The organism is Pseudomonadales bacterium (genome assembly GCA_041395665.1).
GTDB lineage: Bacteria > Pseudomonadota > Gammaproteobacteria > Pseudomonadales > UBA7239 > UBA7239.
Map to the genome: position 1 here is coordinate 1 of JAWLAB010000005.1, position 24,069 is coordinate 24,069.

Annotated in this window: 17 protein-coding genes, 2 tRNA genes, 2 rRNA genes and 1 pseudogene; 12 read left to right on the forward strand and 10 right to left on the reverse strand. The window is 49.6% G+C overall.

Annotated features, from left to right (window positions below; genetic code table 11):
• The 8 genes and pseudogenes from R3E63_07870 to R3E63_07905 form a co-directional block, all read right to left on the reverse strand.
• A 23S ribosomal RNA gene (locus R3E63_07870) occupies nt 1-2,365 on the reverse strand; the annotation flags it as partial.
• Between the two features lie 224 nt (nt 2,366-2,589).
• Nucleotides 2,590-2,665 (reverse strand) — tRNA-Ala (locus R3E63_07875).
• 18 nt (nt 2,666-2,683) lie between these two features.
• Nucleotides 2,684-2,760, reverse strand: a tRNA-Ile gene (locus R3E63_07880).
• A 115-nt stretch (nt 2,761-2,875) separates the two neighbouring features.
• A 16S ribosomal RNA gene (locus R3E63_07885) occupies nt 2,876-4,410 on the reverse strand.
• 257 nt (nt 4,411-4,667) lie between these two features.
• Nucleotides 4,668-5,489, reverse strand: coding sequence for a CDP-diacylglycerol--serine O-phosphatidyltransferase (gene pssA / locus R3E63_07890; GenBank protein MEZ5539852.1), 822 nt, complete (start codon nt 5,487-5,489; stop codon nt 4,668-4,670).
• Between the two features lie 85 nt (nt 5,490-5,574).
• Nucleotides 5,575-6,585, reverse strand: coding sequence for a ketol-acid reductoisomerase (gene ilvC, locus R3E63_07895; protein ID MEZ5539853.1), 1,011 nt, complete (start codon nt 6,583-6,585; stop codon nt 5,575-5,577).
• A 41-nt stretch (nt 6,586-6,626) separates the two neighbouring features.
• Nucleotides 6,627-7,118, reverse strand: coding sequence for an acetolactate synthase small subunit (gene ilvN / locus R3E63_07900; protein MEZ5539854.1), 492 nt, complete (start codon nt 7,116-7,118; stop codon nt 6,627-6,629).
• Nucleotides 7,118-8,871 (reverse strand): annotated as a pseudogene (locus R3E63_07905) (acetolactate synthase 3 large subunit). The gene ilvN and the pseudogene R3E63_07905 overlap by 1 nt, the downstream one beginning before the upstream one ends.
• Before the next feature lie 557 nt (nt 8,872-9,428).
• Here R3E63_07905 and R3E63_07910 point away from each other — a divergent pair.
• The 7 genes from R3E63_07910 to R3E63_07940 all read left to right on the forward strand — a co-directional run bounded on the left by R3E63_07910 (nt 9,429) and on the right by R3E63_07940 (nt 19,487).
• The gene (locus R3E63_07910; GenBank protein ID MEZ5539855.1) at nt 9,429-12,272 is read left to right on the forward strand and encodes a ribonucleoside-diphosphate reductase subunit alpha; all 2,844 of its coding nucleotides are present in this window, start codon (nt 9,429-9,431) and stop codon (nt 12,270-12,272) included.
• Nucleotides 12,273-12,435: 163 nt separating this feature from the next.
• Nucleotides 12,436-13,713: a ribonucleotide-diphosphate reductase subunit beta gene (locus tag R3E63_07915; GenBank protein MEZ5539856.1), complete on the forward strand. Its 1,278-nt coding sequence runs from the start codon at nt 12,436-12,438 to the stop codon at nt 13,711-13,713.
• An 8-nt stretch (nt 13,714-13,721) separates the two neighbouring features.
• Complete coding sequence (locus R3E63_07920) at nt 13,722-13,979, forward strand: accessory factor UbiK family protein (protein ID MEZ5539857.1); 258 nt, start codon at nt 13,722-13,724, stop codon at nt 13,977-13,979.
• 53 nt (nt 13,980-14,032) lie between these two features.
• Entirely contained in the window at nt 14,033-15,535 is a 1,503-nt protein-coding gene (locus R3E63_07925) for a YifB family Mg chelatase-like AAA ATPase (GenBank protein MEZ5539858.1), read from the forward strand.
• A gap of 78 nt (nt 15,536-15,613) precedes the next feature.
• Nucleotides 15,614-17,152: a radical SAM protein gene (locus tag R3E63_07930; protein MEZ5539859.1), complete on the forward strand. Its 1,539-nt coding sequence runs from the start codon at nt 15,614-15,616 to the stop codon at nt 17,150-17,152.
• Nucleotides 17,153-17,206: 54 nt separating this feature from the next.
• Nucleotides 17,207-18,463, forward strand: a complete 1,257-nt coding sequence (locus R3E63_07935) for a glutamate-5-semialdehyde dehydrogenase (GenBank protein MEZ5539860.1) — start codon at nt 17,207-17,209, stop codon at nt 18,461-18,463.
• A 55-nt stretch (nt 18,464-18,518) separates the two neighbouring features.
• The gene (locus R3E63_07940) at nt 18,519-19,487 is read left to right on the forward strand and encodes a VOC family protein (GenBank protein ID MEZ5539861.1); all 969 of its coding nucleotides are present in this window, start codon (nt 18,519-18,521) and stop codon (nt 19,485-19,487) included.
• An 89-nt stretch (nt 19,488-19,576) separates the two neighbouring features.
• On the opposite strand, the gene R3E63_07945 is transcribed toward R3E63_07940, so the two are convergent.
• Nucleotides 19,577-20,200, reverse strand: a complete 624-nt coding sequence (locus tag R3E63_07945; protein ID MEZ5539862.1) for an L-threonylcarbamoyladenylate synthase — start codon at nt 20,198-20,200, stop codon at nt 19,577-19,579.
• Between the two features lie 82 nt (nt 20,201-20,282).
• Between R3E63_07945 and R3E63_07950 the strand changes: the two genes are divergently transcribed.
• From R3E63_07950 to R3E63_07970, 5 genes are read left to right on the forward strand one after another with little or no spacing between them, the layout of a single operon-like run.
• Nucleotides 20,283-20,879 carry an inner membrane-spanning protein YciB gene (locus R3E63_07950; GenBank protein ID MEZ5539863.1) on the forward strand — a complete coding sequence of 199 codons (597 nt, stop codon included), beginning with the start codon at nt 20,283-20,285 and terminating at the stop codon, nt 20,877-20,879.
• Entirely contained in the window at nt 20,876-21,463 is a 588-nt protein-coding gene (locus tag R3E63_07955; protein ID MEZ5539864.1) for a TIGR04211 family SH3 domain-containing protein, read from the forward strand. The genes R3E63_07950 and R3E63_07955 overlap by 4 nt, the downstream gene beginning before the upstream one ends.
• The gene (locus R3E63_07960) at nt 21,454-22,023 is read left to right on the forward strand and encodes a peptidylprolyl isomerase (protein MEZ5539865.1); all 570 of its coding nucleotides are present in this window, start codon (nt 21,454-21,456) and stop codon (nt 22,021-22,023) included. Before R3E63_07955 ends, R3E63_07960 begins: the two co-directional genes overlap by 10 nt.
• Nucleotides 22,024-22,038: 15 nt before the next feature.
• The gene (locus R3E63_07965) at nt 22,039-22,806 is read left to right on the forward strand and encodes a pyridoxine 5'-phosphate synthase (GenBank protein ID MEZ5539866.1); all 768 of its coding nucleotides are present in this window, start codon (nt 22,039-22,041) and stop codon (nt 22,804-22,806) included.
• Nucleotides 22,807-22,831: 25 nt separating this feature from the next.
• Nucleotides 22,832-23,317: a peptidylprolyl isomerase gene (locus tag R3E63_07970; GenBank protein MEZ5539867.1), complete on the forward strand. Its 486-nt coding sequence runs from the start codon at nt 22,832-22,834 to the stop codon at nt 23,315-23,317.
• Between the two features lie 33 nt (nt 23,318-23,350).
• On the opposite strand, the gene R3E63_07975 is transcribed toward R3E63_07970, so the two are convergent.
• Nucleotides 23,351-23,992: an MBL fold metallo-hydrolase gene (locus R3E63_07975; GenBank protein MEZ5539868.1), complete on the reverse strand. Its 642-nt coding sequence runs from the start codon at nt 23,990-23,992 to the stop codon at nt 23,351-23,353.
• Nucleotides 23,993-24,069: the final 77 nt, after the last annotated feature.

The following is a 24,069-nucleotide window of genomic DNA, read 5'->3' on the forward strand; positions in this document are numbered from 1 at the left end:
ACCTACTTTCGTACCTGCTTGATCCGTCGATCTCGCAGTCAAGCGCGCTTATGCCTTTACACACACTGCACGATGTCCGACCGTGCTGAGCGCACCTTCGTGCTCCTCCGTTACTCTTTGGGAGGAGACCGCCCCAGTCAAACTACCCACCACACACTGTCCCCGATCCGGATTACGGACCTAGGTTAGAACGTCAAGCACATCAGGGTGGTATTTCAAGGTTGGCTCCACCAGAACTGGCGTCCTGGTTTCATAGCCTCCCACCTATCCTACACAGATGAACTCAACGTTCAGTGTGAAGCTGTAGTAAAGGTTCACGGGGTCTTTCCGTCTTGCCGCGGGAACGCTGCATCTTCACAGCGATTTCAATTTCACTGAGTCTCGGGTGGAGACAGTGCCGCCATCGTTACGCCATTCGTGCAGGTCGGAACTTACCCGACAAGGAATTTCGCTACCTTAGGACCGTTATAGTTACGGCCGCCGTTTACCGGGGCTTCGATCAAGAGCTTCGCTTGCGCTAACCCCATCAATTAACCTTCCGGCACCGGGCAGGCGTCACACCCTATACGTCCACTTTCGTGTTTGCAGAGTGCTGTGTTTTTGATAAACAGTCGCAGCGGCCTGGTCACTTCGACTCCCCAGTGCTTACGGAGCAAGTCCTTCACACTAAGGAGCGCACCTTCTCCCGAAGTTACGGTGCTATTTTGCCTAGTTCCTTCACCCGAGTTCTCTCAAGCGCCTTGGTATTCTCTACCTGACCACCTGTGTCGGTTTCGAGTACGGTTCCTTGATACCTGAAGCTTAGAGGCTTTTCCTGGAAGCATGGCATCAACCACTTCGCGTCACATGGACACTCGTCATCAGTTCTCGGCCTTAAGATCCCGGATTTGCCTAAGATCTCAGCCTACCACCTTAAACGCGGACAACCAACGCCGCGCTGGCCTAGCCTTCTCCGTCCCCTCATCGCAGTACCAAAAAGTACAGGAATATTAACCTGTTTCCCATCGACTACGGCTTTCGCCCTCGCCTTAGGGGCCGACTAACCCTGTCCCGATTAGCGTTGGACAGGAACCCTTGGTCTTCCGGCGGGGGAGTTTTTCACTCCCCTTGTCGTTACTTATGTCAGCATTCGCACTTCTGATACCTCCACCCGACTTCTCAATCGAGCTTCACAGGCGTACAGAACGCTCCTCTACCACGCATCATAAGATGCATCCGCAGCTTCGGTTCATGGCTTGAGCCCCGTTGGATCTTCCGCGCAGGCCGACTCGACTAGTGAGCTATTACGCTTTCTTTAAAGGATGGCTGCTTCTAAGCCAACCTCCTAGCTGTCTATGCCTTCCCACATCGTTTCCCACTTAGCCATGATTGGGGACCTTAGCTGGCGGTCTGGGTTGTTTCCCTTTTCACGACGGACGTTAGCACCCGCCGTGTGCCTCCCGGATAGTACTCACTGGTATTCGGAGTTTGCAAAGGGTTGGTAAGTCGCGATGACCCCCTAGCCTTAACAGTGCTCTACCCCCAGTGGTATTCGTCCGAGGCGCTACCTAAATAGCTTTCGAGGAGAACCAGCTATCTCCGAGCTTGATTAGCCTTTCACTCCTATCCACAAGTCATCCGAATCTTTTTCAACAGATCCCGGTTCGGGCCTCCAGTCAGTGTTACCTAACCTTCACCCTGCCCATGGCTAGATCGCCCGGTTTCGGGTCTACTCCCAGCGACTAAAACGCCCTATTAAGACTCGCTTTCGCTACGCCTCCCCTATACGGTTAAGCTTGCCACTGACAGTAAGTCGCTGACCCATTATACAAAAGGTACGCAGTCACCCCGAAGGGCTCCTACTGCTTGTACGCATACGGTTTCAGGATCTATTTCACTCCGCTCACCGCGGTTCTTTTCGCCTTTCCCTCACGGTACTGGTTCACTATCGGTCAACGAGGAGTATTTAGCCTTGGAGGATGGTCCCCCCATATTCAGACAGGATAACACGTGTCCCGTCCTACTCGATTTCACACAATGAGCCCTTTCGTGTACGAGGCTATCACTCTCTATGGCTGCACTTTCCAGAGCATTCCACTAGAACTCACTGTGCTTAAGGGCTGGTCCCCGTTCGCTCGCCGCTACTAAGGGAATCTCGGTTGATTTCTTTTCCTCAGGGTACTTAGATGTTTCAGTTCCCCTGGTTCGCCTCCTTGACCTATGGATTCAGTCAAGGATACCTGCCTTATGACAGGTGGGTTTCCCCATTCAGAGATCTCCGGATCAAAGGTCGGTTGCCACCTCCCCGAAGCTTATCGCAGGCTCCAACGTCTTTCTTCGCCTCTCATTGCCAAGGCATCCACCGTATGCGCTTAGTCGCTTGACCATATAAGACAAACGACTGGACAAAAATGCATCGACTGTCGCATTTCTGTTTATTTCGCCGGATTGCTGTCATTGCGTCTAGGCGACACAACAACATGCGCTTGATTCAGCATACTTATTACTACAGTTTCTATCTTTTTAAAGAACATCTGGCGTAAAAACCAGAAAACAGTGATGACAACCATCACTCCGTTCTGATTTCTCTCAGACAACACAGCCAACAAATGGTGGAGCTAAGCGGGATCGAACCGCTGACCTCCTGCGTGCAAAGCAGGCGCTCTCCCAGCTGAGCTATAGCCCCGTTTCTCCTCACAAAGAGTGGTAGGCCAGGGCAGACTCGAACTGCCGACCTCACCCTTATCAGGGGTGCGCTCTAACCAACTGAGCTACAGGCCTAAAAAATGCCCGCAACCAAGCGGCATATTCTGCCGACTCTTCACCCGCAGGCATGTTCGCTGTGTTTCTTGCTATCAGACAATGTGTGTGGGCACTTGATCGTGCAGCTTTCGTTTAAGGAGGTGATCCAGCCGCAGGTTCCCCTACGGCTACCTTGTTACGACTTCACCCCAGTCATCGACCACACCGTGGACGGCGCCCCCCTTGCGGTTAAGCTACCGGCTTCTGGTGCAGTAAACTCCCATGGTGTGACGGGCGGTGTGTACAAGGCCCGGGAACGTATTCACCGCGACATGCTGATTCGCGATTACTAGCGATTCCGACTTCACGGAGTCGAGTTGCAGACTCCGATCCGGACTACGAAACGTTTTGTGGGATTAGCTCCACCTCGCGGTATTGCAACCCTCTGTGCGTCCCATTGTAGTACGTGTGTAGCCCCGGTCGTAAGGGCCATGATGACTTGACGTCGTCCCCACCTTCCTCCGGTTTGTCACCGGCAGTCTCCTTAGAGTGCCCAACTGAATGCTGGCAACTAAGGACAAGGGTTGCGCTCGTTGCGGGACTTAACCCAACATCTCACGACACGAGCTGACGACAGCCATGCAGCACCTGTCTCTAGGCTCCTTGCGGCACCCCTCTATCTCTAAAGGGTTCCTAGGATGTCAAGACCGGGTAAGGTTTTTCGCGTTGCGTCGAATTAAACCACATACTCCACCGCTTGTGCGGGCCCCCGTCAATTCATTTGAGTTTTAACCTTGCGGCCGTACTCCCCAGGCGGTCTGCTTATCGCGTTAGCTCCGCCACTGAAGGGACAAGCCCCCCAACGGCTAGCAGACATCGTTTACGGCGTGGACTACCAGGGTATCTAATCCTGTTCGCTACCCACGCTTTCGCGCCTCAGTGTCAGTATCGGTCCAGGGTGTCGCCTTCGCCACTGATGTTCCTTCCTATATCTACGCATTTCACCGCTACACAGGAAATTCCACACCCCTCTACCATACTCTAGCCGAGCAGTTCGACCTGCAGTTCCCAGGTTAAGCCCGGGGCTTTCACAGATCGCTTACTCAACCACCTACGCGCGCTTTACGCCCAGTAATTCCGATTAACGCTCGCACCCTTCGTATTACCGCGGCTGCTGGCACGAAGTTTGCCGGTGCTTATTCTGCGGGTAACGTCAATGCTCAAGGATATTAGCCTCAAGCCCTTCCTCCCCGCTTAAAGTGCTTTACAACCCGAAGGCCTTCTTCACACACGCGGCATGGCTGGATCAGGGTTGCCCCCATTGTCCAATATTCCCCACTGCTGCCTCCCGTAGGAGTCTGGACCGTGTCTCAGTTCCAGTGTGACTGATCATCCTCTCAGACCAGTTACCGATCGTCGCCTTGGTAGGCCTTTACCCCACCAACTAGCTAATCGGACGCAAGCTCATCTCATAGCGCAAGGCCCGAAGGTCCCCTGCTTTCTTCCTCAGAACGTATGCGGTATTAGCGCCCCTTTCGAGACGTTATCCCCCACTACGAGGTAGATTCCTGCGCATTACTCACCCGTCCGCCGCTGAATCCAGGAGCAAGCCCCTTTCATCCGCTCGACTTGCATGTGTTAGGCCTGCCGCCAGCGTTCAATCTGAGCCATGATCAAACTCTTCAGTTCAATCTTTTAACTCTGCCCAATGGGCAAGAGCGGATGCTTTAGCAGTAACCCGCCAAACACCCAAAACTCGGCTCAATACACAACTTTCACAAAATGAATTGTCAGGTAATGTATTGATTCTACTGCTATCAATACAAGTACCCACACGCATTGTCTGATATCTTGTTAACCAACCCGCCTGAGGCACTGCTCAGTGCGGACGCGCATTATAGGCAACTAAAAAACCGTTGCAACATTTCTTTTTACTTTTTACATGTTTATTTACTATCGACTTGCACACTGTGACGAGTCTTCCAATGTAAAACAGGTCCAGACAATGCATAAATAACAGCCAGGCTCAACACCATTAATTCGATGTGCCATGCCAACACCATGATGATGAGAGGAACGGCTAACAGATAAGCTAACGGGACGCGACCCTTGAAGTCTAACCCCTTAAAGCTGTAGTAGCGCAAATTGGTGACCATCAACAAACCGGTAACAGCAGTCAACACCGTCAACAAAATAGGCGCCAACCCAGGCTCAATTTGCGTGCCACTTCCCAACCAAACAGCTCCTGCAATGACTGCCGCCGCAGCCGGGCTCGCCAAGCCGGTAAAATAACGCTTATCCGCTGTTTCAACTTGCGTATTAAAACGCGCAAGCCGCAGCGCAGCGCAAGCGCAATACAAGAACGCAGCAGACCAACCAAACTTCCCAACATTCACCAACGCCCAATTGAACATCACCAAGCCTGGCGCAACACCGAATGACACCATGTCAGACAAACTATCGTACTGAACACCAAACGCGCTTTGCGTATTGGTTAATCGCGCAACTCGACCGTCCAAACCGTCAAAAATCATCGCCACAAAAATGGCGATCGCTGCGTTTTCAAAACGGTGCTGCATGCCCGCAATCACCGCGTAGTAGCCACAAAATAAGGCCATTGTTGTAAACAAATTGGGCAGTAAATAGATGCCTTTATGTCGCACTTTTTTGCCATCGGCTTCTGCTACTTCCTCGATATGCTCACCAATAGGAAGAACGCTACTGTCTTCCTTTTCATTCTCTGCTGAACTTTGCTGATCAACTGACATAACAGCCACCTATTCGATTTTTTTCAAAACTCTATTCTACAAAAACAAAACGCGGCCTGAGCCGCGCTTTATCTTACTCGACCAATCAATTTTTGCTCTTATCAACGATCTTGTTAATCCAAGGCATCATGGCGCGCAGCTTAGCGCCTACCACTTCGATGGGATGCGCTGCGTTGTTGCGACGATACGCAGTCATGGACGGATAATTGCTTGCGCCTTCCAAAATAAATTTCTTGGCGTATTCCCCATCCTGAATATCTTTCAAAGCCTGACGCATAGCTTTACGAGATTCTTCGTTAATGACACGAGGACCTGTTACATACTCGCCGTACTCCGCATTGTTTGAAATGGAGTAGTTCATGTTGGCGATGCCACCTTCGTACATCAAATCAACAATCAACTTCAGCTCATGCAGACACTCAAAATAAGCCATTTCTGGCGCGTAACCTGCTTCAGTCAAAGTTTCAAAACCCATTTTGACCAGCTCTACCGCGCCGCCACACAGAACAGCTTGCTCACCGAACAAATCAGTTTCTGTTTCATCTTTGAATGTAGTTTCGATGATGCCTGTACGACCACCGCCAATTGCTGAAGCGTAAGACAGCGCAACATCTTTCGCTTTACCAGAAGCATTTTGGAATACAGCGATGAGATCAGGAATGCCGCCGCCTTTGACGAATTCGTTACGCACAGTGTGACCTGGTGCTTTCGGCGCAACCATGATGACATCCAAATCCGCACGAGGAACAACTTGGTTGTAATGAATCGCAAAGCCGTGTGCAAACGCCAAAGTCGCGCCTTGCTTTAAGTTTGGCTCAATTTCGTTTTTGTACAACTGAGATTGGAACTCATCCGGCGTTAACACCATGATCAAATCAGCCCACTTCACTGCATCAGTTACAGACTTCACCGCCAAGCCAGCTGCTTCGGCTTTTTTAGCAGTAGGCGAATTAGGGCGCAATGCCACCACAACATCAACACCAGAGTCTTTCAAGTTGCCAGCGTGCGCGTGGCCTTGTGAACCAAAGCCAATAATCGCTACTTTCTTACCGCGAATGATAGAAAGATCTGCGTCTTTGTCGTAATAGATTTGCATGGTTTACCTCGTGAGTTTTGGCTGATGCCAGTTAAATAAAATTAAAGACTTAATACTTTTTCACCGCGCGCGATGCCAGACACACCACTGCGCACCACTTCCAAAATTGCCGCGTCACCCACTGCTTCCAGAAACGCATCCAATTTTGCACTCGAACCCACCAATTGAATGGTGTAAATCGCACTGGTGACATCCACAATTTGTCCGCGAAAAATATCAACGCAGCGTTTGATTTCTGCGCGCTGCGCGCCATTAGCACGCACTTTGATCAACATAATTTCGCGCTCGATGTGAGCGCCTTCCGTCAAATCCACCAACTTCACTACATCAACCAATTTATTGAGATGCTTAGTGATTTGCTCGATGACATTTTCCTCACCGATAGTAGTCAGCGTCAGGCGAGACAGCGTTGGATCTTCCGTCGGCGCAACAGTCAGCGTTTCAATGTTGTAACCGCGCTGCGAGAACAAGCCGACAACGCGCGACAAAGAACCGGGCTCATTTTCTAACAATACCGAAATAATGCGTCTCATCAGGTGCGCTCCGTCTTGCTCAACAACATATCGCGCATCGAACCGTTCGGTGCAATTTGCATCGGATAAACATGTTCTGTGCTATCGACATAGATATCCATAAACACTACGCGATCTTTCATTGCGAAGCACTGCTCCATCGCGGCTTCCAAATCTTCATAGCGCGTTACTTTGATACCAACATGGCCGTACGCATCCATTAACTTCATGAAATCCGGCAATGAATCTTCGTACAAACTTTGCGAGTGGCGACCTTCGTATTGCATATCCTGCCACTGCTTCACCATGCCCAACGCTTGGTTGTTCAAGTTGATAATTTTTACCGGCAAGTGATATTGCGTGCAGGTAGACAATTCCTGAATACACATTTGAATACTGCCTTCGCCTGTCACGCACGCAACCGTGGCATCAGGAAATGCCATTTGCACGCCCATCGCTGCAGGCAAGCCAAAACCCATCGTGCCTAAACCACCGGAGTTGACCCAACGACGCGGTTTATCGAACAAATAATATTGCGCTGCAAACATTTGATGCTGACCGACATCTGAAGTGACATAGGCATCACCTTTCGTCACTTTGTGCAGCATTTTAATAACATCTTGCGGCTTGATTAATGTGCCGCCAGACGGCGCATAACGCGGCTGCGTATACAAACCGTATTCTTCGCGCCATTCTTCAATGCGTTTCCACCAATCTTTTAGCGCAACAGCATCCGGTTTTTCTTTGCTGTCTTTGATGATATCGAGCATATCGCGCAAAACAGAATCTGCCATGCCAACGATAGGAATATCCGCGTGCACTGTTTTAGAAATTGCCGCCGGATCAACATCAATATGAATGATTTTTGCATCAGGACAAAACTTTGACGGCGTGTTAGTCACGCGATCATCAAAGCGCGCGCCCACCGCCAAAATCACATCGGCGTGATGCATCGCCATGTTGGCTTCGTAGTTGCCGTGCATGCCAAGCATGCCGAGATACTGCTTGTCGCTGGCCGGATAACCACCCAAACCCATCAGTGTATTCGTAACGGGATAACCGAGTTGCTGCGCCAACTGTGTTAACAACTGCGCGCTATCACCCTGCACAACACCGCCTCCGGCATAAATAACTGGACGGCGCGCTTCCAACAAAACTTGTACCGCTTTTTGATCTGTCCTGCGTGCCCACGACCTGGCGGTTGATACGCACGCAGCTTCACTTTTTCTGGAAATTTGTATTCAAATTTCAGATGCGGATGCGTTTTATCTTTTGGAACATCCACAACCACAGGGCCAGGGCGACCCGTGCTAGCGATATAAAACGCTTTGCGAATAATCTCAGGAATTTCCGCCGGATCTTTCACCATAAAACTGTGTTTTACGATAGGGCGAGAAACGCCGATCATGTCAGTTTCTTGAAACGCATCGCCGCCGATCAAATGACTTTGCACTTGACCGGAAATCACCACCATCGGAATGGAATCCATGTACGCAGTGGCAATACCGGTGATGGCATTCGTTGCGCCAGGGCCAGAAGTTACTAACACCACGCCTACTTTGCCGGTAGCACGCGCGTAGCCATCAGCTGCATGCGTAGCCGCTTGTTCATGGCGCACCAAAACATGTTGCACATCTTTTTGCTTAAAAATGGCATCGTAAATGTGTAGCGCTGCGCCGCCAGGATAACCAAAGACATACTCAACACCTTCATCGCGCAAAGCACGAATCAGCATATCGCCACCAGACAGCAGTTCTGTTTTTTGCTCAGTCATATCATTTCCATCATTGCTTACTACGGCACCCACAGCAGAAATTAGGGCGCACAGAGTGATCACAGGCTTCAATCATGATGCAGAGTACCAAGGCACTCTGCCCCAAGCCCCGTGGCATTCGCTGGATAAGCGCTTACGGATACGGGAAGTCGTGAGCTGGATGGGCGCACAAAGGCCGGGAAACAGACGATTGATCTTGCGGGCAGCCATCAGAATGAGGTCTTCGATGGCCGCTCCCCGGCGCGAGGCTGACGATTTTGCCAGCAAGGACGGCAAAGTCAATCAGAACAAAAAAGATACCTTCATCACAAACCCTCGGCTCTGTTGATGAAACACAACTTATCCACAGATTTCTCTCTCAGATATCCCTTGCCTTACCCAGCAAAGCGCATTATCTTGTAGCTCGCCAGCTCAAAACCCCAATATATAGGGGTTACCCCCTGAGTAGGCCCTCATAACGGAAGCAGGTGCCACAAAGGCACCTTACACATAATAAGAGAGATCACGAGGCTGCCATGCACACTGAAACCGCCCACATACAAGCCCCTACACAGACCATGCCCACCGCACCTACTCAGCAAGATGACCTCAACAGCATCGCCGCCACAGCTCCTGGCCAGCTCCGCGTCATCAAACGCAACGGCACCGTTGTGCCTTACGACAGCAGCAAGATCGCCGTGGCGCTGACCAAAGCCTTTCTGGCCGTTGAAGGCGGCACTGCTGCCGCGTCATCGCGCATCCACGAAACCGTCTCTAACCTGACGCAGCAAATCGACCAAACCTTCCGCCGTCGCATGCCCTCTGGCGGCACGGTGCACATCGAAGACATTCAAGACCAAGCCGAACTGGCTTTGATGCGCAACGGTGAACAAAAAGTCGCGCGCGATTATGTGCTGTATCGCGAAGAACACGCGCGTTTGCGCGCTGCCAAACAACAAACCGAACGCAAATCGCATCCGTCGATCAATGTGACGCTCGCGGATGGCTCAAAGCAACCACTAGATGTTGGTCGTTTAGAAACCGTGGTGCGCGAAGCCTGCGTTGAATTGGAAGGCGTAGAAGCTGACGCGATTATCGAAGAAGCGATGCGCAATCTTTATGACGGTGTATCACAAGATGATGTCAACACATCACTGGTGATCACTGCGCGCGCACTCGTCGAAAAAGAACCCAATTATTCTTACGCCACTGCGCGTTTATTGATGGATCAACTGCGCGCCGAAGCACTGTCTTTTCTCGGTATCGCTAAACAAGCGACGCAAAGCGAAATGGCGGCGTTGTATCCTCGCGCACTCGTTGCTTACATTCACAAAGCGATTGAACTGGAATTGTTAGCACCGGAATTAGCACAGTACGACATGGAAAAATTGGGTCGCGCTTTGAATGCTAAACGCGATATGCAATTTAACTATCTCGGTTTGCAAACGCTGTACGATCGTTATTTTATTCACACAGAAGACGACATTCGTTTTGAATTGCCACAAGTTTTCTTTATGCGTGTTGCGATGGGTTTAGCCGCTGCAGAAGCCAACAAAGAAGCACGCGCGATTGAGTTTTATGAATTGCTGTCGTCGTTTGATTACATGGCATCAACGCCAACATTATTCAACGCTGGCACGCTGCGCCCACAATTATCTTCTTGCTACTTAACAACCGTACCCGATGATTTGCACGGCATTTACGGCGCAATTCGCGACAACGCAATGCTGTCCAAATGGGCTGGCGGTCTCGGCAATGACTGGACACCAGTGCGCGCACTCGGCTCCTACATCAAAGGCACCAACGGTAAATCGCAAGGTGTGGTGCCTTTCTTGAAAGTCGCCAATGACACCGCTGTGGCCGTCAACCAAGGCGGCAAACGCAAAGGCGCTGTCTGCGCTTATTTAGAAACTTGGCACATTGATGTAGAAGAGTTTATCGAACTGCGTAAAAACACCGGCGATGATCGCCGCCGCACGCACGACATGAACACCGCTAACTGGGTGCCCGATTTATTTATGAAGCGCGTGTTTACTGATGGCGATTGGACACTGTTCACGCCCAGCGAGACACCGGATTTGCACGATTTGTTCGGCACCGCTTTCGAACAGCGTTATGAACAATACGAACAGCTCGCACGCGAAGGAAAAATGCGTTTGTACAAACGCGTTCGCGCACAAGATTTGTGGCGCAAAATGCTCGGCATGTTGTTTGAAACGGGTCACCCTTGGATCACTTTCAAAGATGCGTGCAACTTGCGCAGCCCGCAACAACATGTCGGTGTGGTACACAGCTCTAACTTGTGCACTGAAATCACTTTGAACACCAAAGCGGATGAAGAAATCGCCGTATGCAACTTGGGCTCCATCAACTTGTTGCAACACATCGAAAACGGAAAACTCAACACAGAAAAATTGGCGAAGACGATCAAAACTGCGGTGCGTATGCTCGACAATGTCATCGACATCAACTACTACTCCGTACCGGCTGCACGCACTTCCAACTTGCGCCACCGCCCTGTGGGCTTAGGCATCATGGGCTTTCAAGATGCGCTGTACAAAATGCGTATTCCTTACAGCTCGGATGAAGCGGTTGAGTTTGCCGATCGCTCAATGGAAGCGGTCAGCTATTTTGCGATTGAAGCCTCCAGCAATCTCGCATTAGAGCGCGGTCGCTACTCTACTTTTGAAGGTTCACTGTGGTCGCAAGGTATTCTGCCGATCGATTCCATCGAATCACTGGTGCAGGCGCGCGGTGCAGAATTTATTGAAGTGGATCGCAGCCAAACTCTGGATTGGAACGGCTTGCGCAATAAAGTGCGTTCGCAAGGCATGCGCAATTCCAATGTGATGGCGATTGCACCAACTGCAACTATTTCTAATATCTGTGGTGTATCGCAATCCATAGAGCCGACTTATCAAAACTTGTATGTCAAATCGAATTTGTCGGGCGAGTTTACGGTCGTTAATCCATTCTTAGTACATGATCTGAAAGCACGCGGTTTGTGGGACAGCGTGATGGTGAATGATCTGAAATACTACGAAGGCAGCGTACAAAAAATTGATCGCATTCCTACCGATCTCAAAGCGTTGTACTCCACTTCGTTTGAAGTAGAACCGCGCTGGTTAGTGGATGCAGCGAGCCGTCGTCAAAAATGGATTGATCAAGCGCAATCACTCAATCTGTATATCTCTGGCGCGTCCGGCAAAAAACTGGATGTCACCTATCGCATGGCTTGGTATCGCGGTTTGAAAACCACTTACTACTTGCGCGCGTTAGCTGCGACCACGACTGAAAAATCCACCATTAACACTGGCGCACTGAACGCGGTGTCAGCCAACAGCGTACCGGATATGACACAAGCAGCACCGGTGCCAAAAGCGTGTTCTATTGATAATCCCGATTGCGAGGCTTGTCAGTAACCGTTTCTCTCTGGGGGGAGAAATCGTTGGCGGTGCGGTGACTTGTGCACGGCCGCCAACGATATTTTTTACAAACTTAATCGAGCGCAAAGTTTTTCATTACAAGAACGCTTAAGTTGATAAACTGAATAGTTTTTTACAGAACAACACAGGAATGAAGACGATGCTAAGTTGGGATGATTACAGTGAAGAAATGAATAACACTGCACCTGTTGCTGCTGCAAAAATTGCAGAGCCGGTGCCAGCCCCTGTTGTGCAAGCCGCCATTCAAGCTGCTGCCACAGAGCAACCTGCTGCTAAAAATACTGCCCCCGTGCGATTGGAAAATGATCCTGCCAATATGACGGCAGCTATCGCACAAGCACAACACGCGGTAGATACGATGGACTCCGCAACCGGTTTAGAAGAATTGGAAATGGGCGCTGCGCGTATTTCTGTCGATGAAAAGCGCATGATCAACTGTCGCGCCGATCTCAATCAATTAGTGCCGTTCAAATACGATTGGGCATGGCAAAAATATCTCGACGGCTGCGCCAACCACTGGATGCCACAAGAAATCAACATGGCAAAAGATGTTCAGACTTGGAAAACACCAGACGCACTGTCTGATGACGAGCGCCGTATTGTGATGCGCAGCCTCGGTTATTTCTCTACAGCGGATTCTTTGGTTGCCAACAACTTGGTGCTGGGTATTTATCGTCACATCACCAACCCAGAATGCCGCCAGTATTTGTTGCGCCAAGCATTTGAAGAAGCGATTCATACGCACGCCTACCAATACTGCATCGAATCACTGGGCATGGATGAAGGCGAAGTGTTCAATATGTATCGCGAACTGCCTTCTATCGCCAAAAAAGCGACTTGGAGCCTCTCGCATACACAAGGTTTGGCGGATCGCAATTTCCACACCGGCACACCGGAACTGGATCAAAAACTGCTGCGCAATTTGATCGGTTTTTATGTCGTCACGGAAGGCATTTTCTTCTACTGCGGCTTTACACAAATTTTGTCGATGGGTCGCCGCAACAAAATGACCGGCGTTGCCGAACAGTTCCAATACATTTTGCGCGATGAATCCATGCACTTGAATTTTGGCGTGGATGTTATCAACCAGATCAAATTGGAAAACCAGCATTTGTGGACAGCAGAGTTCCAACAAGAAGTTATCCAAATGATTTTGGAAGGCACGCAGCTGGAAGTGGAATACGCGCGCGATTCTATGCCGCGCGGCGTACTCGGCATGAATGCGGCGATGATGGAAGAATATTTGCACTTCATCGCCAACCGCCGTTTAGCACAGCTGGGCTTGCCAGAAGCATTCCCAGGCGTGAAAAACCCCTTCCCTTGGATGAGCGAAATCATGGATTTACGCAAAGAGAAAAACTTCTTTGAAACGCGCGTGATTGAATATCAAACGGGTGGTGCGCTGAGCTGGGAGTAGCTTTACCTATGGCTATCAATATTCCTGCGGATTTGTTGAATAAATTAGCGGCACAACTGAATGAGCAGTTGACGGGCGGCGCATTGCCGCCCATAGAGGAAATGGAAAAAATTCTGCGCGCACTGCTGCAATCCGCTGTTTCACGATTGGATTTAGTCAATCGCAGCGAGTTCGATGCTCAGTGCAAAGTGTTGGCGCGTACGCGTGAACGATTGGAGCAAGCAGAGCAACAACTGGCGACGCTTGGACAAACCCCGCGCCATTAAGGACAATGGTGCACAGGACGCACTACCCACATCACCAAGGAAGGAGATTAGCGATGTCACTCGCTGTTGTTTATTCGCGCGCCCAAATGGGCATCCACGCACCTTTAGTTACTGTCGAAACCCATCTCTCTAACGGAATGCCACAGTTATCGATTGTTGGTTTACCGGAAGCAGCAGTGAAAGAAAGCAAAGATCGCGTGCGCAGTGCGCTGCTCAATGCCGGTTTTGATTTTCCACCGAAACGCATCACCATCAATCTCGCGCCGGCGGATTTGCCGAAAGAAGGTGGTCGCTACGATTTGGCGATTGCGCTCGGCATTCTCGCGGCTTCTGGGCAAGTACCTGCCGAAGCGTTAGAAAAGTTGGAATGCATTGGCGAGTTAGCGTTATCGGGTGAATTGCGCGGCGTGAGCGGTGCGTTAACAGCGGCGATGGCGTGTGCAAAAGACAATCGCGCATTGTTGTTGCCGCAAGTGAATGGCGAAGAAGCTGCGCAATACACAGGGTGCAATGTTCATGCCGCAAAACATTTGTTGGATGTCTGCGCGCATTTGCATGAACAAGAAAAATTGCCGGTGTTATCGCGACAAAAGAAAAATCAAAACACAAAACAAACGCAGTGGGATTTAGCCGATGTGCGCGGGCAGTTAGCAGCAAAACGCGCTTTAGAAATTGCAGCAGCGGGCGGACACAATTTATTGTTTTGTGGACCTCCGGGAACCGGAAAAACCATGTTGGCGCAGCGTTTACCGAGTTTGCTGCCGCCCTTACGCGACGAAGAAATGTTGGAAATTGCAGCAGTTTATTCAGTGGCAGGGCGCGGGCAGGCGGTGATTTGTGAGCGACCCTTCAGGCAACCGCACCACACTGCTTCTGCTGTGGCACTCGTCGGTGGTGGCAGCCAGCCGCGTCCGGGTGAAATTTCTTTGGCGCATCACGGCGTTTTGTTTTTGGATGAGTTGCCAGAGTTTTCGCGCACGGTGTTGGAAGTGTTGCGTGAGCCGTTGGAGTACGGCGAAATTTTGATTGCGCGCGCCAACGCGCAAGTACAGTTTCCGGCGCGTTTTCAGTTGGTGGCGGCGATGAACCCTTGCCCTTGTGGGCATGCGGGTGATACACGCACCGCCTGTCGCTGCAAGCCGGAACAAATTCGCCGTTATCGCGATCGTTTATCGGGGCCATTGCTGGATCGCATCGACATGCATGTCACGGTTCCCGCTCTGCCACAAGGTGAAGTGATGGCGCCTGCTGCGGCAACCGATACCTCACAGCAAGTGCGCGAACGCGTGTGTGCGGCGCGCGAGCGGCAGCTGTCGCGTGCAGGCAAAAGCAATGCGGCCTTAGGTACGCGAGAAATCGAACAGTATTGCGTGCTGGATGATGAACAGCGCGATCTGATGGCGCGTGCGATGGACAAATTGGGGCTGTCTGCCCGCGCCTACCATCGTGTGTTGAAAGTCGCACGCACCATTGCGGATTTGGCAAGCAGTGAGCAAATCACTGCCGCGCATCTGCGTGAGGCGCTGAGCTATCGCAATTTGGATCGCGGCATGTAGCTGGATTCACTTGTTCAGCATGGACTGCTCTGGCATAGTAATTCGACAAAATAAAATTGAAAAAGCCGCTAGAAAATCATGGTTATCACTTCCGATGCAGCCTCTGCGTCGTTGTTTTCTGCAACGAATCCAGCCGAAGATTCTCTGTTGCAAACAGCGACCGCAAACCCGCTGAAAGTTTTGTTACTAAAGCCGTATCAACCGGTAGTCGCTGCAATTCAATCGCCGCCTTTGGGTTTGCTTTATTTGTTGTCGTCTATGCGTCAACGCTTGGGCGCTGCTATTGATGTCAAATTGATTGATATGAAAGTTGCCGCAATGTCTGCAGAAGAACTACTGCCGACTTTGCAGAACTTTCAACCTGATGTGATTGGTTTTTCTGCACTCAATTTTGAAGCGCAAGCCAGCTATCAAGTGGCGCGCTTTGCAAAAAAAATCAATCCTGCCGTTATCACTGTGATGGGCGGACCGTTCGCGCTCAATAATTCGAAAGCCGTGTTAGAAGAATCTGCAATGGATTGGGTTTTTGAAGGGCCTGCCGATCGCGCATTTCCAGAAGTGCTGTATCGCGTTATCACCAATCAAGCATTAGGTGAAGACATCCCTGGATTTTCTCGTCGCTTACCCAATGGGTCGCTGCAACTCAGTAAAAAACAGGACTTCATTGCTGATTTGGATGCGCTGCCTATGCCCGCTTGGGATGTGGTGGACTTTGAGCTTTATGCGGGCAAGCCCAATCATGCCGCAAACTTAAAAGGTAAACGCTACGCGCCGTTGTTTACTTCGCGCGGCTGCCCGTATTTGTGCAATTACTGCCACGATATTTTTAGTAAAAAATTTGTCTATCACAGCGTAGAGCGCGTTATTGCGGATATTGAACACCTGTATACACAATACGGCGTCGATGAATTTCATATCGAAGACGATATTTTTAATTTGCACAAACCGCGTGTGCGTCAGTTGATGCAAGAAGTGCAGCGGCGTTGGCCTGGAAAAATGAAGTTCGCATTTCCTAACGGTTTGCGCGCGGATATTTTGGATAAAGAAACGGTCGATGCTATGTGCGATGGCGGCACTTATGCCGTTTGCATTGCTATTGAAACTGTTACGCCGCGCTTACAAACGCTGATTGAAAAACATCTGGATATTGATAAAGCCAAGCATGCCTTGGAGTTATTTAATGCAAGGGGCATACAAGTCACTTGCTTTTTTATGCTGGGTTTTCCCACAGAAACAGCACAAGAATTGGAAGCGACTATTAATTTTGCGCTGACCACGCCGATGACACTGGCGTATTTCTTTACTGTTATCCCACAACCGAATACCCCCTTATTTCAATTAGCGCTGGAAGCTAATGAAGCTATCACGCTGGATGCGGCGAAAGTGGACAGCGGTAGTTACCGCGATTACACCTCATGGTACGAACGCGTTTATGGTTACCCGCTAGGTAAAGCAATTCGTCGCGCTAATCTACGGTTTTATTTCACCCCACATCGTGTGATTCAGGCTCTAAAGCACTGGAATCTGCGCTCACTGTGGGTCACTTTCCGCGTATTTTTGCAGGTGGTGTTTAACCGCAGCACTGTATCGCAGCCCGCACCGCCAGCTGAAGGCTAAGCATTGCTTTCCGCTACAATACCAAGTCCCTTTTTCTCGGTGAGTCCAGCAATCATGGATATCCAGCAGTACATGAACGATGTAGGTCAACGGGCGCGCGCAGCGGCGCGTGCCGTGGCGCGTGCATCGACGCAAGAAAAAAATGCCGCACTGTTAGCGATTGCCGCAGCCTTGCAAGCCAATCGTGAACAGATTTTGCAAGCAAATGCTGAAGATGTCGTAGCAGGTCGTGCAAACGGTTTAGATGCCGCGTTGTTAGATCGCCTGATCATCAACGAAAAAACTTTTGCCGGCATGATAGAAGGGCTGCAACAAGTTGCTGCACTGCCTGATCCTATCGGCACTATCACGGATATGAGTTATCGCCCCTCCGGTATTCAAGTGGGAAAAATGCGCGCACCTTTGGGTGTGGTGGGCATCATTTATGAATCGCGTCCAAATGTGACGGTCGAAGCGGCGAGCCTGTGTTTGAAAAGTGGCAACGCCTGTATTTTGCGTGGCGGCTCGGAAGCAATCCGCGCCAATCGTGCGATTGCTTTGTGTGTGCGCGAAGGTTTGCAACGAGCGGGTTTGCCCGAAGACATCGTGCAGGTGATCGACACCACCGATCGCGCAGCCGTGGGTTTGTTGGTGGCGATGCCAGCGTTTGTCGATGTCATTATTCCACGCGGCGGCAAGGGTCTAATTGAACGCGTGTCGGCTGAAGCGCGCGTGCCTGTGATCAAACACCTCGACGGTATTTGTCATGTCTATGTTGATGAGGAAGCGGATTTACACAAAGCCTCTGATATTGCTTTCAATGCAAAATGTCATCGCTACGGCGTGTGCAATGCGATGGAAACTTTGCTGGTGCATGAAAAAGTGGCAGCTACTTTTTTGCCACTTGTAAAAAAACGCTATGACGAAAAACAAGTGGAATTGCGCGGCTGTGAAAAAACGCGTCGGATTCTTGCGGACATCAGTGCGGCAACTGCTGAAGATTGGTCGACCGAATATTTGGCACCCATTTTGGCGATAAAAATTGTTGCAAATCTTGATGAAGCCATGACGCATATCAATGACTTCGGTTCGCATCACACCGACAGTATCATCACAGAAAACTACAGCAAGTCGCGCCGCTTTCTCAACGAAGTGGATTCCAGCAGTGTGATGGTGAACGCTTCGACGCGTTTTGCCGATTGCTTTGAATACGGTTTAGGTGCGGAAATTGGCATCTCGACCGACAAATTCCACGCGCGCGGCCCTGTCGGTTTGGAAGGGCTGACATCACAGAAATATGTCGTATTGGGCGATGGTCAAATACGGCAGTAAGGTTGCACGGTTTCAAAAAAATTTACAAGCAAGATCAACAACAGGAGCGTACAGCATGAGCATTAAAAGTTTGGGATATCTAGGTTTTGGCGCACCGGATCCATCGCAGTGGATGAAATACGGCACGGAAATTATCGGTGCCATGCCAGCTCGCGCGCTGCCGGGTGAATCATTTGGTGTGCCGATGGATCCCACTTCTGGCCCCGCCAGTAAAGGTTGCGGAATCGGCCCTGACGGCTCCGTGTATTTGAAATTGGATCATCGCCAATGGCGCATTGCGGTGCATCCGCATCAAACTAATGCAGGTATTTTGTATATCGGTTTGGAAGTTGCCAGCCAAAAAGATTTGGAAGCAGTTGTTGCCAAATTGAAAACAGAAGGCATCGAAGCGCGTATGGGTACAGCCGAAGAAGCGCGTACGCGTTCTGTTTCCGGTATCGCGCATAGCAAAGATCCAGCGGGCAATGCCATCGAGTTTTTCTGGGGTGCAGTGGAAGATTTCAAATTTGTATCACCACAAGGTATGCAATTTAAAACAGGCCAGTTGGGTATGGGACACATGAATTTGTTTGTGTCGGACTTGCAAGCCTCGATTGATTTTTACTCGCGCGTGTTGGAATTCCGCATGAGTGATTACATCGAGTTTGGCCCTGAAATGTCCGCCAATTTTTTCTATTGCAACCCACGCCACCACACGATTGGCTTGACACGCGTTGGCCCTATCAATGGCTTGCATCATTTAATGTTGGAATGCGAAACGATTGACGATGTGTTGAAGTGCTACGACCGTGTTAACGATGCCGGTATTCGTGTCACTTCAACACTCGGTCGTCACACTAACGACAACATGCTGTCGTTCTACATGAGCAGCCCTTTCGGTTTTGAAATTGAAATCGGTTGGGATGGTTTGTGTGTTGGTGATGATTGGTTGCCGCGCCAATTCTGCGAAGGCGATTTCTGGGGTCACCGCGGTTTGGATCCAGAAACCATCACGCAATCCGCTGAGCAGATCAAACAAAAATAATTTTTTTGTTATGTAGAAAAAATAAAAGCCTCTCAAGAGGCTTTTATTTTTTTAACCACACGGCAGTTAAACCGCTGTTTCATGCACACTTACAAACCTAGCGCTGCTGTATTTCCTGCCCCTTCCCGCAAAATCACCGGTGTCCCTTCGCGCAAATCCACCACAGTAGTCGGTTCTAATCCGCAGTAACCACCATCAATTACCAAATCGACATGCTGTTCTAGACGATCACGAATGTCGTAAGGGTCATTTAATGGTTCACTTTCGCCTGCCAAAATCAATGTACTCGTCAATAAAGGCTCGCCGAGTTCTTCCAATAACGCGAGAGCAATTCGGTTATCTGGAATACGCAAGCCGATACTTTTGCGTTTTTCATGCAGCAATCGTTTTGGCACTTCGCTCGTCCCTGGCAACACAAAAGTGTAAGCGCCAGGGGTATTGGCTTTCAGCAACCGAAAAGTCGCGTTATCGACTTTCGCGTAAGTACCCAGTTCGGAAAGGTCGCGACACATCAAGGTGAAGTTGTGATGCTTATCCACTGCGCGCAGCGCCATGATGCGGTCCAGCGCCTGCCTATCCCCCAAATGGCAGCCCAAGGCATAGGCAGAGTCAGTGGGGTACACCACCACAGCGCCATCACGAATCAATTCAGCGGCACGCTTAATCAAGCGCACCTGCGGATTTTCTGGGTGAATCTGGAAAAACTGGCTCATACACACTCCACACAATTGGGCGGTGATTATCAGGAGACTCGGTTAGAATGTCGAACCCCTCCACTCCCACCAAAAAATTTGCATGCTAGCCCTGCTCGAAATATTGCCAGTCATCATTTTCGGTGTTGTGTATTTCTTAAACGGAAAGACACTGGATTTCGCGGGCATACATTACCAATTTAATGGAATTTACAGCGCTACTGCTGCTTTGATGGCTGCAACTGTATTGGTATTTGTAGCCATTTGGTTTTGGAAACGCACACTCACCAAAGGGCAATTGGGCATGCTCGCCATGGTACTTGTATTGGGTGGCGCAACGCTGTTTTGGCACAACCCATTATTTCTCAAATGGAAACCAACTGCGCTAAGTTGGGCGTTTGCACTGGCCTTTGCTTCCACGCAACTATTTTCAAAACAGGGTTTAGTGGAGCGCGCACTCGGCGAGCAAATGGCATTACCAAAAAATATTTATGCGCGATTGAGTTTTATTTGGGCCGGATATTTTTTATTGATGGGCGCATTGAACTTATTCGTTGCTTTTAATTTTCCAGAAGACATATGGGTTCGATATAAATTATGGAGTTTGGCTTCCTCACCGCTTCTGGCTGTTATTTCGGCAATCATTATTTCTCCTCACATGAAAAATTCACACGAATCTTCTTCAGATCAAACATTATGAAAAAAAATTTTTTAGCCGTGTTGGCATTGGCTAGCAGTCAACTTCTGTATGCAGAAGAGCCTGCGCACTACATCACAGATAAAGTTTTTGCCCCCGTGCGTGCAGATAAAAGTGAAAAAAGCAAGCTGATTCACGAAGGCTTGCCCAGCGGTGAATTAGTTACTGTATTAGAAACCAACAATAATGCAGGCTATGTACGCATTCGCACAGCCAATAACATTGAAGGTTGGGTCAGAGCACAGTATCTCAGCACAGAGGCACCGACCAGCATTCAACTAGAGCAAGCCAATGCAATGATTGCTCAATTACAAGCCGAGAAAAAACAAGTGGAAGAGCAACTGATTGCGCTCAAACAAATTTCCACATCGCAGATTGATACGCATCAACGCAACACCGAATTGGTTAATCAAAACAGTTTACTCACCGCTGAAAAAGAGCTGCTCACCACAGACAATGAACGCCTGAAAGATCGCAAGAATCAGACTTGGTTTTTGTATGGTGGATTGCTGGTGGCCTTGAGCTGCGTGGTCAGTATCTTGCTCTCTAAATTACTCACTAAACGCCGCAACGATGGATGGTACTAATGAAAAAGTTACTCCTCACTTTCCTGTTTACCTTGGTTAGCTTCAGCTGTTTGGCCAACACACCGAGTGAGACACAAGTTCTCCTAAAAACCAGCATGGGCGACATCACACTAGCATTAAATGAAAAAGCAGCACCCAAAACTGTCGCCAATTTTTTACGCTATGTTGATAGTGGCTTCTACAACAACACGCTCTTTCACCGCGTCATTCCTGATTTTATGATCCAAGGTGGCGGTTTTGAAAAGGAAATGGCCGAAAAAACCACGCAAGCGCCCATTGCCAATGAATCCATGAATGGCCTGAAAAACCTAAAAGGTACGATAGCCATGGCGCGTACCAGTGACCCAGACAGTGCCACTGCGCAATTTTTTATTAACCTCGTTGATAACACTTTTTTAAATAGCAATGTTGGCAAACCCGGCTACGCTGTTTTTGGCAAAGTGATTAAAGGCATGGAAGTAGTTGAGCGTATCGCACAAGTGAACACCGGCGAGCGAGGCATGCACCAAGATGTGCCTGCACAAGATGTAATTATTCTCAGCGCCAAACGCCTACCATAAGGCCTGCAACTTCCCGTGATCGCCCTCAGCATTAACATCAACAAAATTGCTCTGCTGCGCAATTCGCGCGAGGGCAACTTTCCTGATCTTTTGCAGTACGCTAAACAGTGCATCGCGCTCGGCGCCGATGGCATCACGGTACACCCGCGTCCGGATCAACGCCATATTCGCGCCAGCGACATACCTGCATTAAAAAAATTATTGGCAGATTTTCCCAATCTTGAATTCAATATCGAAGGAAACCCTTTTGCTAATGCGCGTGGCACCTATCCAGGCTTCATAGAACTGGTGCGACAATCTTCGCCACATCAATGCACTTTAGTGCCGGATACCGACAGCCAACTCACTTCCGATCACGGTTTTGATTTACAAAAAGATGGCGAGCGTTTGCAACCACTGATTCAACAACTGCATGCCATCGGTTGTCGCGTCAGTTTGTTTATGGATCCCAACTGCGAACAAATCAGTTTGGCGAAAGCGATAGGCGCTGATCGTATCGAACTTTATACCGGCCCTTATGCCGAAGCGTTTGCCAATCAAACAAACAATCCAACCGCATGGCAGACACTATTACAACAATACGCATCAGCAACAGCACACGCGCACAATATCGGGCTGGGTATAAATGCTGGGCATGATTTAAATTTGCAAAATCTTCCTCCGTTTGTACAAGCACTGCCCGCACTGGATGAAGTATCAATTGGTCATGCACTGACAGTCGATGCACTGTATAACGGCCTTCCCTCCACCGTTGCCGCTTACAAAAAAGCATTGCAACGATAACTCTCAACCTCCACGAGTACACAACATGCAAATTGCACCCAATAGCGTTGTTTCTATGCACTACACACTGACTGGCGATAACGGCGAAGTGATCGACAGCTCTGCCGGTGGTGAGCCGCTTACTTATTTGCAAGGTGCGGGCAATATCATTCCTGGTTTAGAAAATGCATTAGTGGGCAAAAAAACGGGCGATACCGCACAGGTGCGTGTTATTCCATCAGAAGGTTATGGCGAAACCGATTTGGAATTGATTCAACAAATTCCGCGCGAAATGTTTCAAGGCACAGACAGCATTGCGCCAGGCATGACTTTTCAAGCACAAAACCACGACGGTTATGTGCAACGCGTGACGGTGACTGCAGTGAATGACACAACAGTGACTGTCGATGCCAACCATCCGTTAGCGGGTCAACACCTCAATTTTGATGTCACGATTGTTGATGTGCGTGCTGCGACACAAGAAGAACTGGATCACGGTCATGTGCACCGTCCAGGCGGTCATCACCACTAAGTTTTATCAGAAATAAAACAGTGGCGTTTATCACTAACGGTAAACGCCACTCATAAAAGGATTGCTGCGTTTTTCTTCACCGAAAGTAGAAACAGGCCCGTGACCTGGCACAAAAGTCACATCGTCACCCAACGGAAAAAGTTTTTCGCGGATGGATTGAATCAGCGTATCAAAATCGCCGCGCGGAAAATCAGTGCGCCCTATCGACCCGTGAAAAATTACATCACCGACAAACGCTAATTTTTCTTTTGCATTGAAAAAAACCACATGCCCCGGTGTATGTCCTGGCGTATGCAAAACTTGCAGTGTGATGTTGCCAAAAGAAACTGTATCGCCATGTTTCAACCAACGATCTGGTTCAAAAGCATCAGCATGGGGAAAACCGACGCGTTTACAGGTCTCTGGCAACATCTCAATCCAAAAGCAATCTTCTTCATGCGGGCCAATCACTTGCACGCCATGGCGGTCAGCAAAAACGCGCGCCTGTGAACAGTGATCCATGTGTCCGTGGGTCAACAAAACCACATCCAATTTTCCACCCATCGCAGCAATTTGCGCTTCCAACTGATCAAGATCGCCACCGGGGTCTACAGCAGCAATTTTTCCTGTCTCCTCGCAGAGAATCAGCGAACAATTTTGTTGATAGGAAGTAACGGGAACCACAGCAACTTTCATAAGATTTTTTTCTGTCACCAGCGAGTCTTCAGTCTAACAAACCCAGCACACGCTCACAAAACACTATCCCTCTCGCT

What these genes read in the sequence shown, in the direction of transcription:
- R3E63_07915 (MEZ5539856.1), top strand. Translation starts at nt 12,436, where the DNA reads ATGCTAAGTTGGGATGATTACAGTGAAGAAATGAATAACACTGCACCT.
- R3E63_07950 (MEZ5539863.1), top strand. Translation starts at nt 20,283, where the DNA reads ATGCTAGCCCTGCTCGAAATATTGCCAGTCATCATTTTCGGTGTTGTG.
- R3E63_07935 (MEZ5539860.1), top strand. Translation starts at nt 17,207, where the DNA reads ATGGATATCCAGCAGTACATGAACGATGTAGGTCAACGGGCGCGCGCA.
- R3E63_07955 (MEZ5539864.1), top strand. Translation starts at nt 20,876, where the DNA reads ATGAAAAAAAATTTTTTAGCCGTGTTGGCATTGGCTAGCAGTCAACTT.
- R3E63_07960 (MEZ5539865.1), top strand. Translation starts at nt 21,454, where the DNA reads ATGGTACTAATGAAAAAGTTACTCCTCACTTTCCTGTTTACCTTGGTT.
- R3E63_07930 (MEZ5539859.1), top strand. Translation starts at nt 15,614, where the DNA reads ATGGTTATCACTTCCGATGCAGCCTCTGCGTCGTTGTTTTCTGCAACG.
- R3E63_07910 (MEZ5539855.1), top strand. Translation starts at nt 9,429, where the DNA reads ATGCCCACCGCACCTACTCAGCAAGATGACCTCAACAGCATCGCCGCC.
- ilvN (MEZ5539854.1), bottom strand. Translation starts at nt 7,118, where the DNA reads ATGAGACGCATTATTTCGGTATTGTTAGAAAATGAGCCCGGTTCTTTG.
- R3E63_07940 (MEZ5539861.1), top strand. Translation starts at nt 18,519, where the DNA reads ATGAGCATTAAAAGTTTGGGATATCTAGGTTTTGGCGCACCGGATCCA.
- R3E63_07970 (MEZ5539867.1), top strand. Translation starts at nt 22,832, where the DNA reads ATGCAAATTGCACCCAATAGCGTTGTTTCTATGCACTACACACTGACT.
- R3E63_07920 (MEZ5539857.1), top strand. Translation starts at nt 13,722, where the DNA reads ATGGCTATCAATATTCCTGCGGATTTGTTGAATAAATTAGCGGCACAA.
- R3E63_07975 (MEZ5539868.1), bottom strand. Translation starts at nt 23,992, where the DNA reads ATGAAAGTTGCTGTGGTTCCCGTTACTTCCTATCAACAAAATTGTTCG.
- pssA (MEZ5539852.1), bottom strand. Translation starts at nt 5,489, where the DNA reads ATGTCAGTTGATCAGCAAAGTTCAGCAGAGAATGAAAAGGAAGACAGT.
- R3E63_07925 (MEZ5539858.1), top strand. Translation starts at nt 14,033, where the DNA reads ATGTCACTCGCTGTTGTTTATTCGCGCGCCCAAATGGGCATCCACGCA.
- R3E63_07945 (MEZ5539862.1), bottom strand. Translation starts at nt 20,200, where the DNA reads ATGAGCCAGTTTTTCCAGATTCACCCAGAAAATCCGCAGGTGCGCTTG.
- ilvC (MEZ5539853.1), bottom strand. Translation starts at nt 6,585, where the DNA reads ATGCAAATCTATTACGACAAAGACGCAGATCTTTCTATCATTCGCGGT.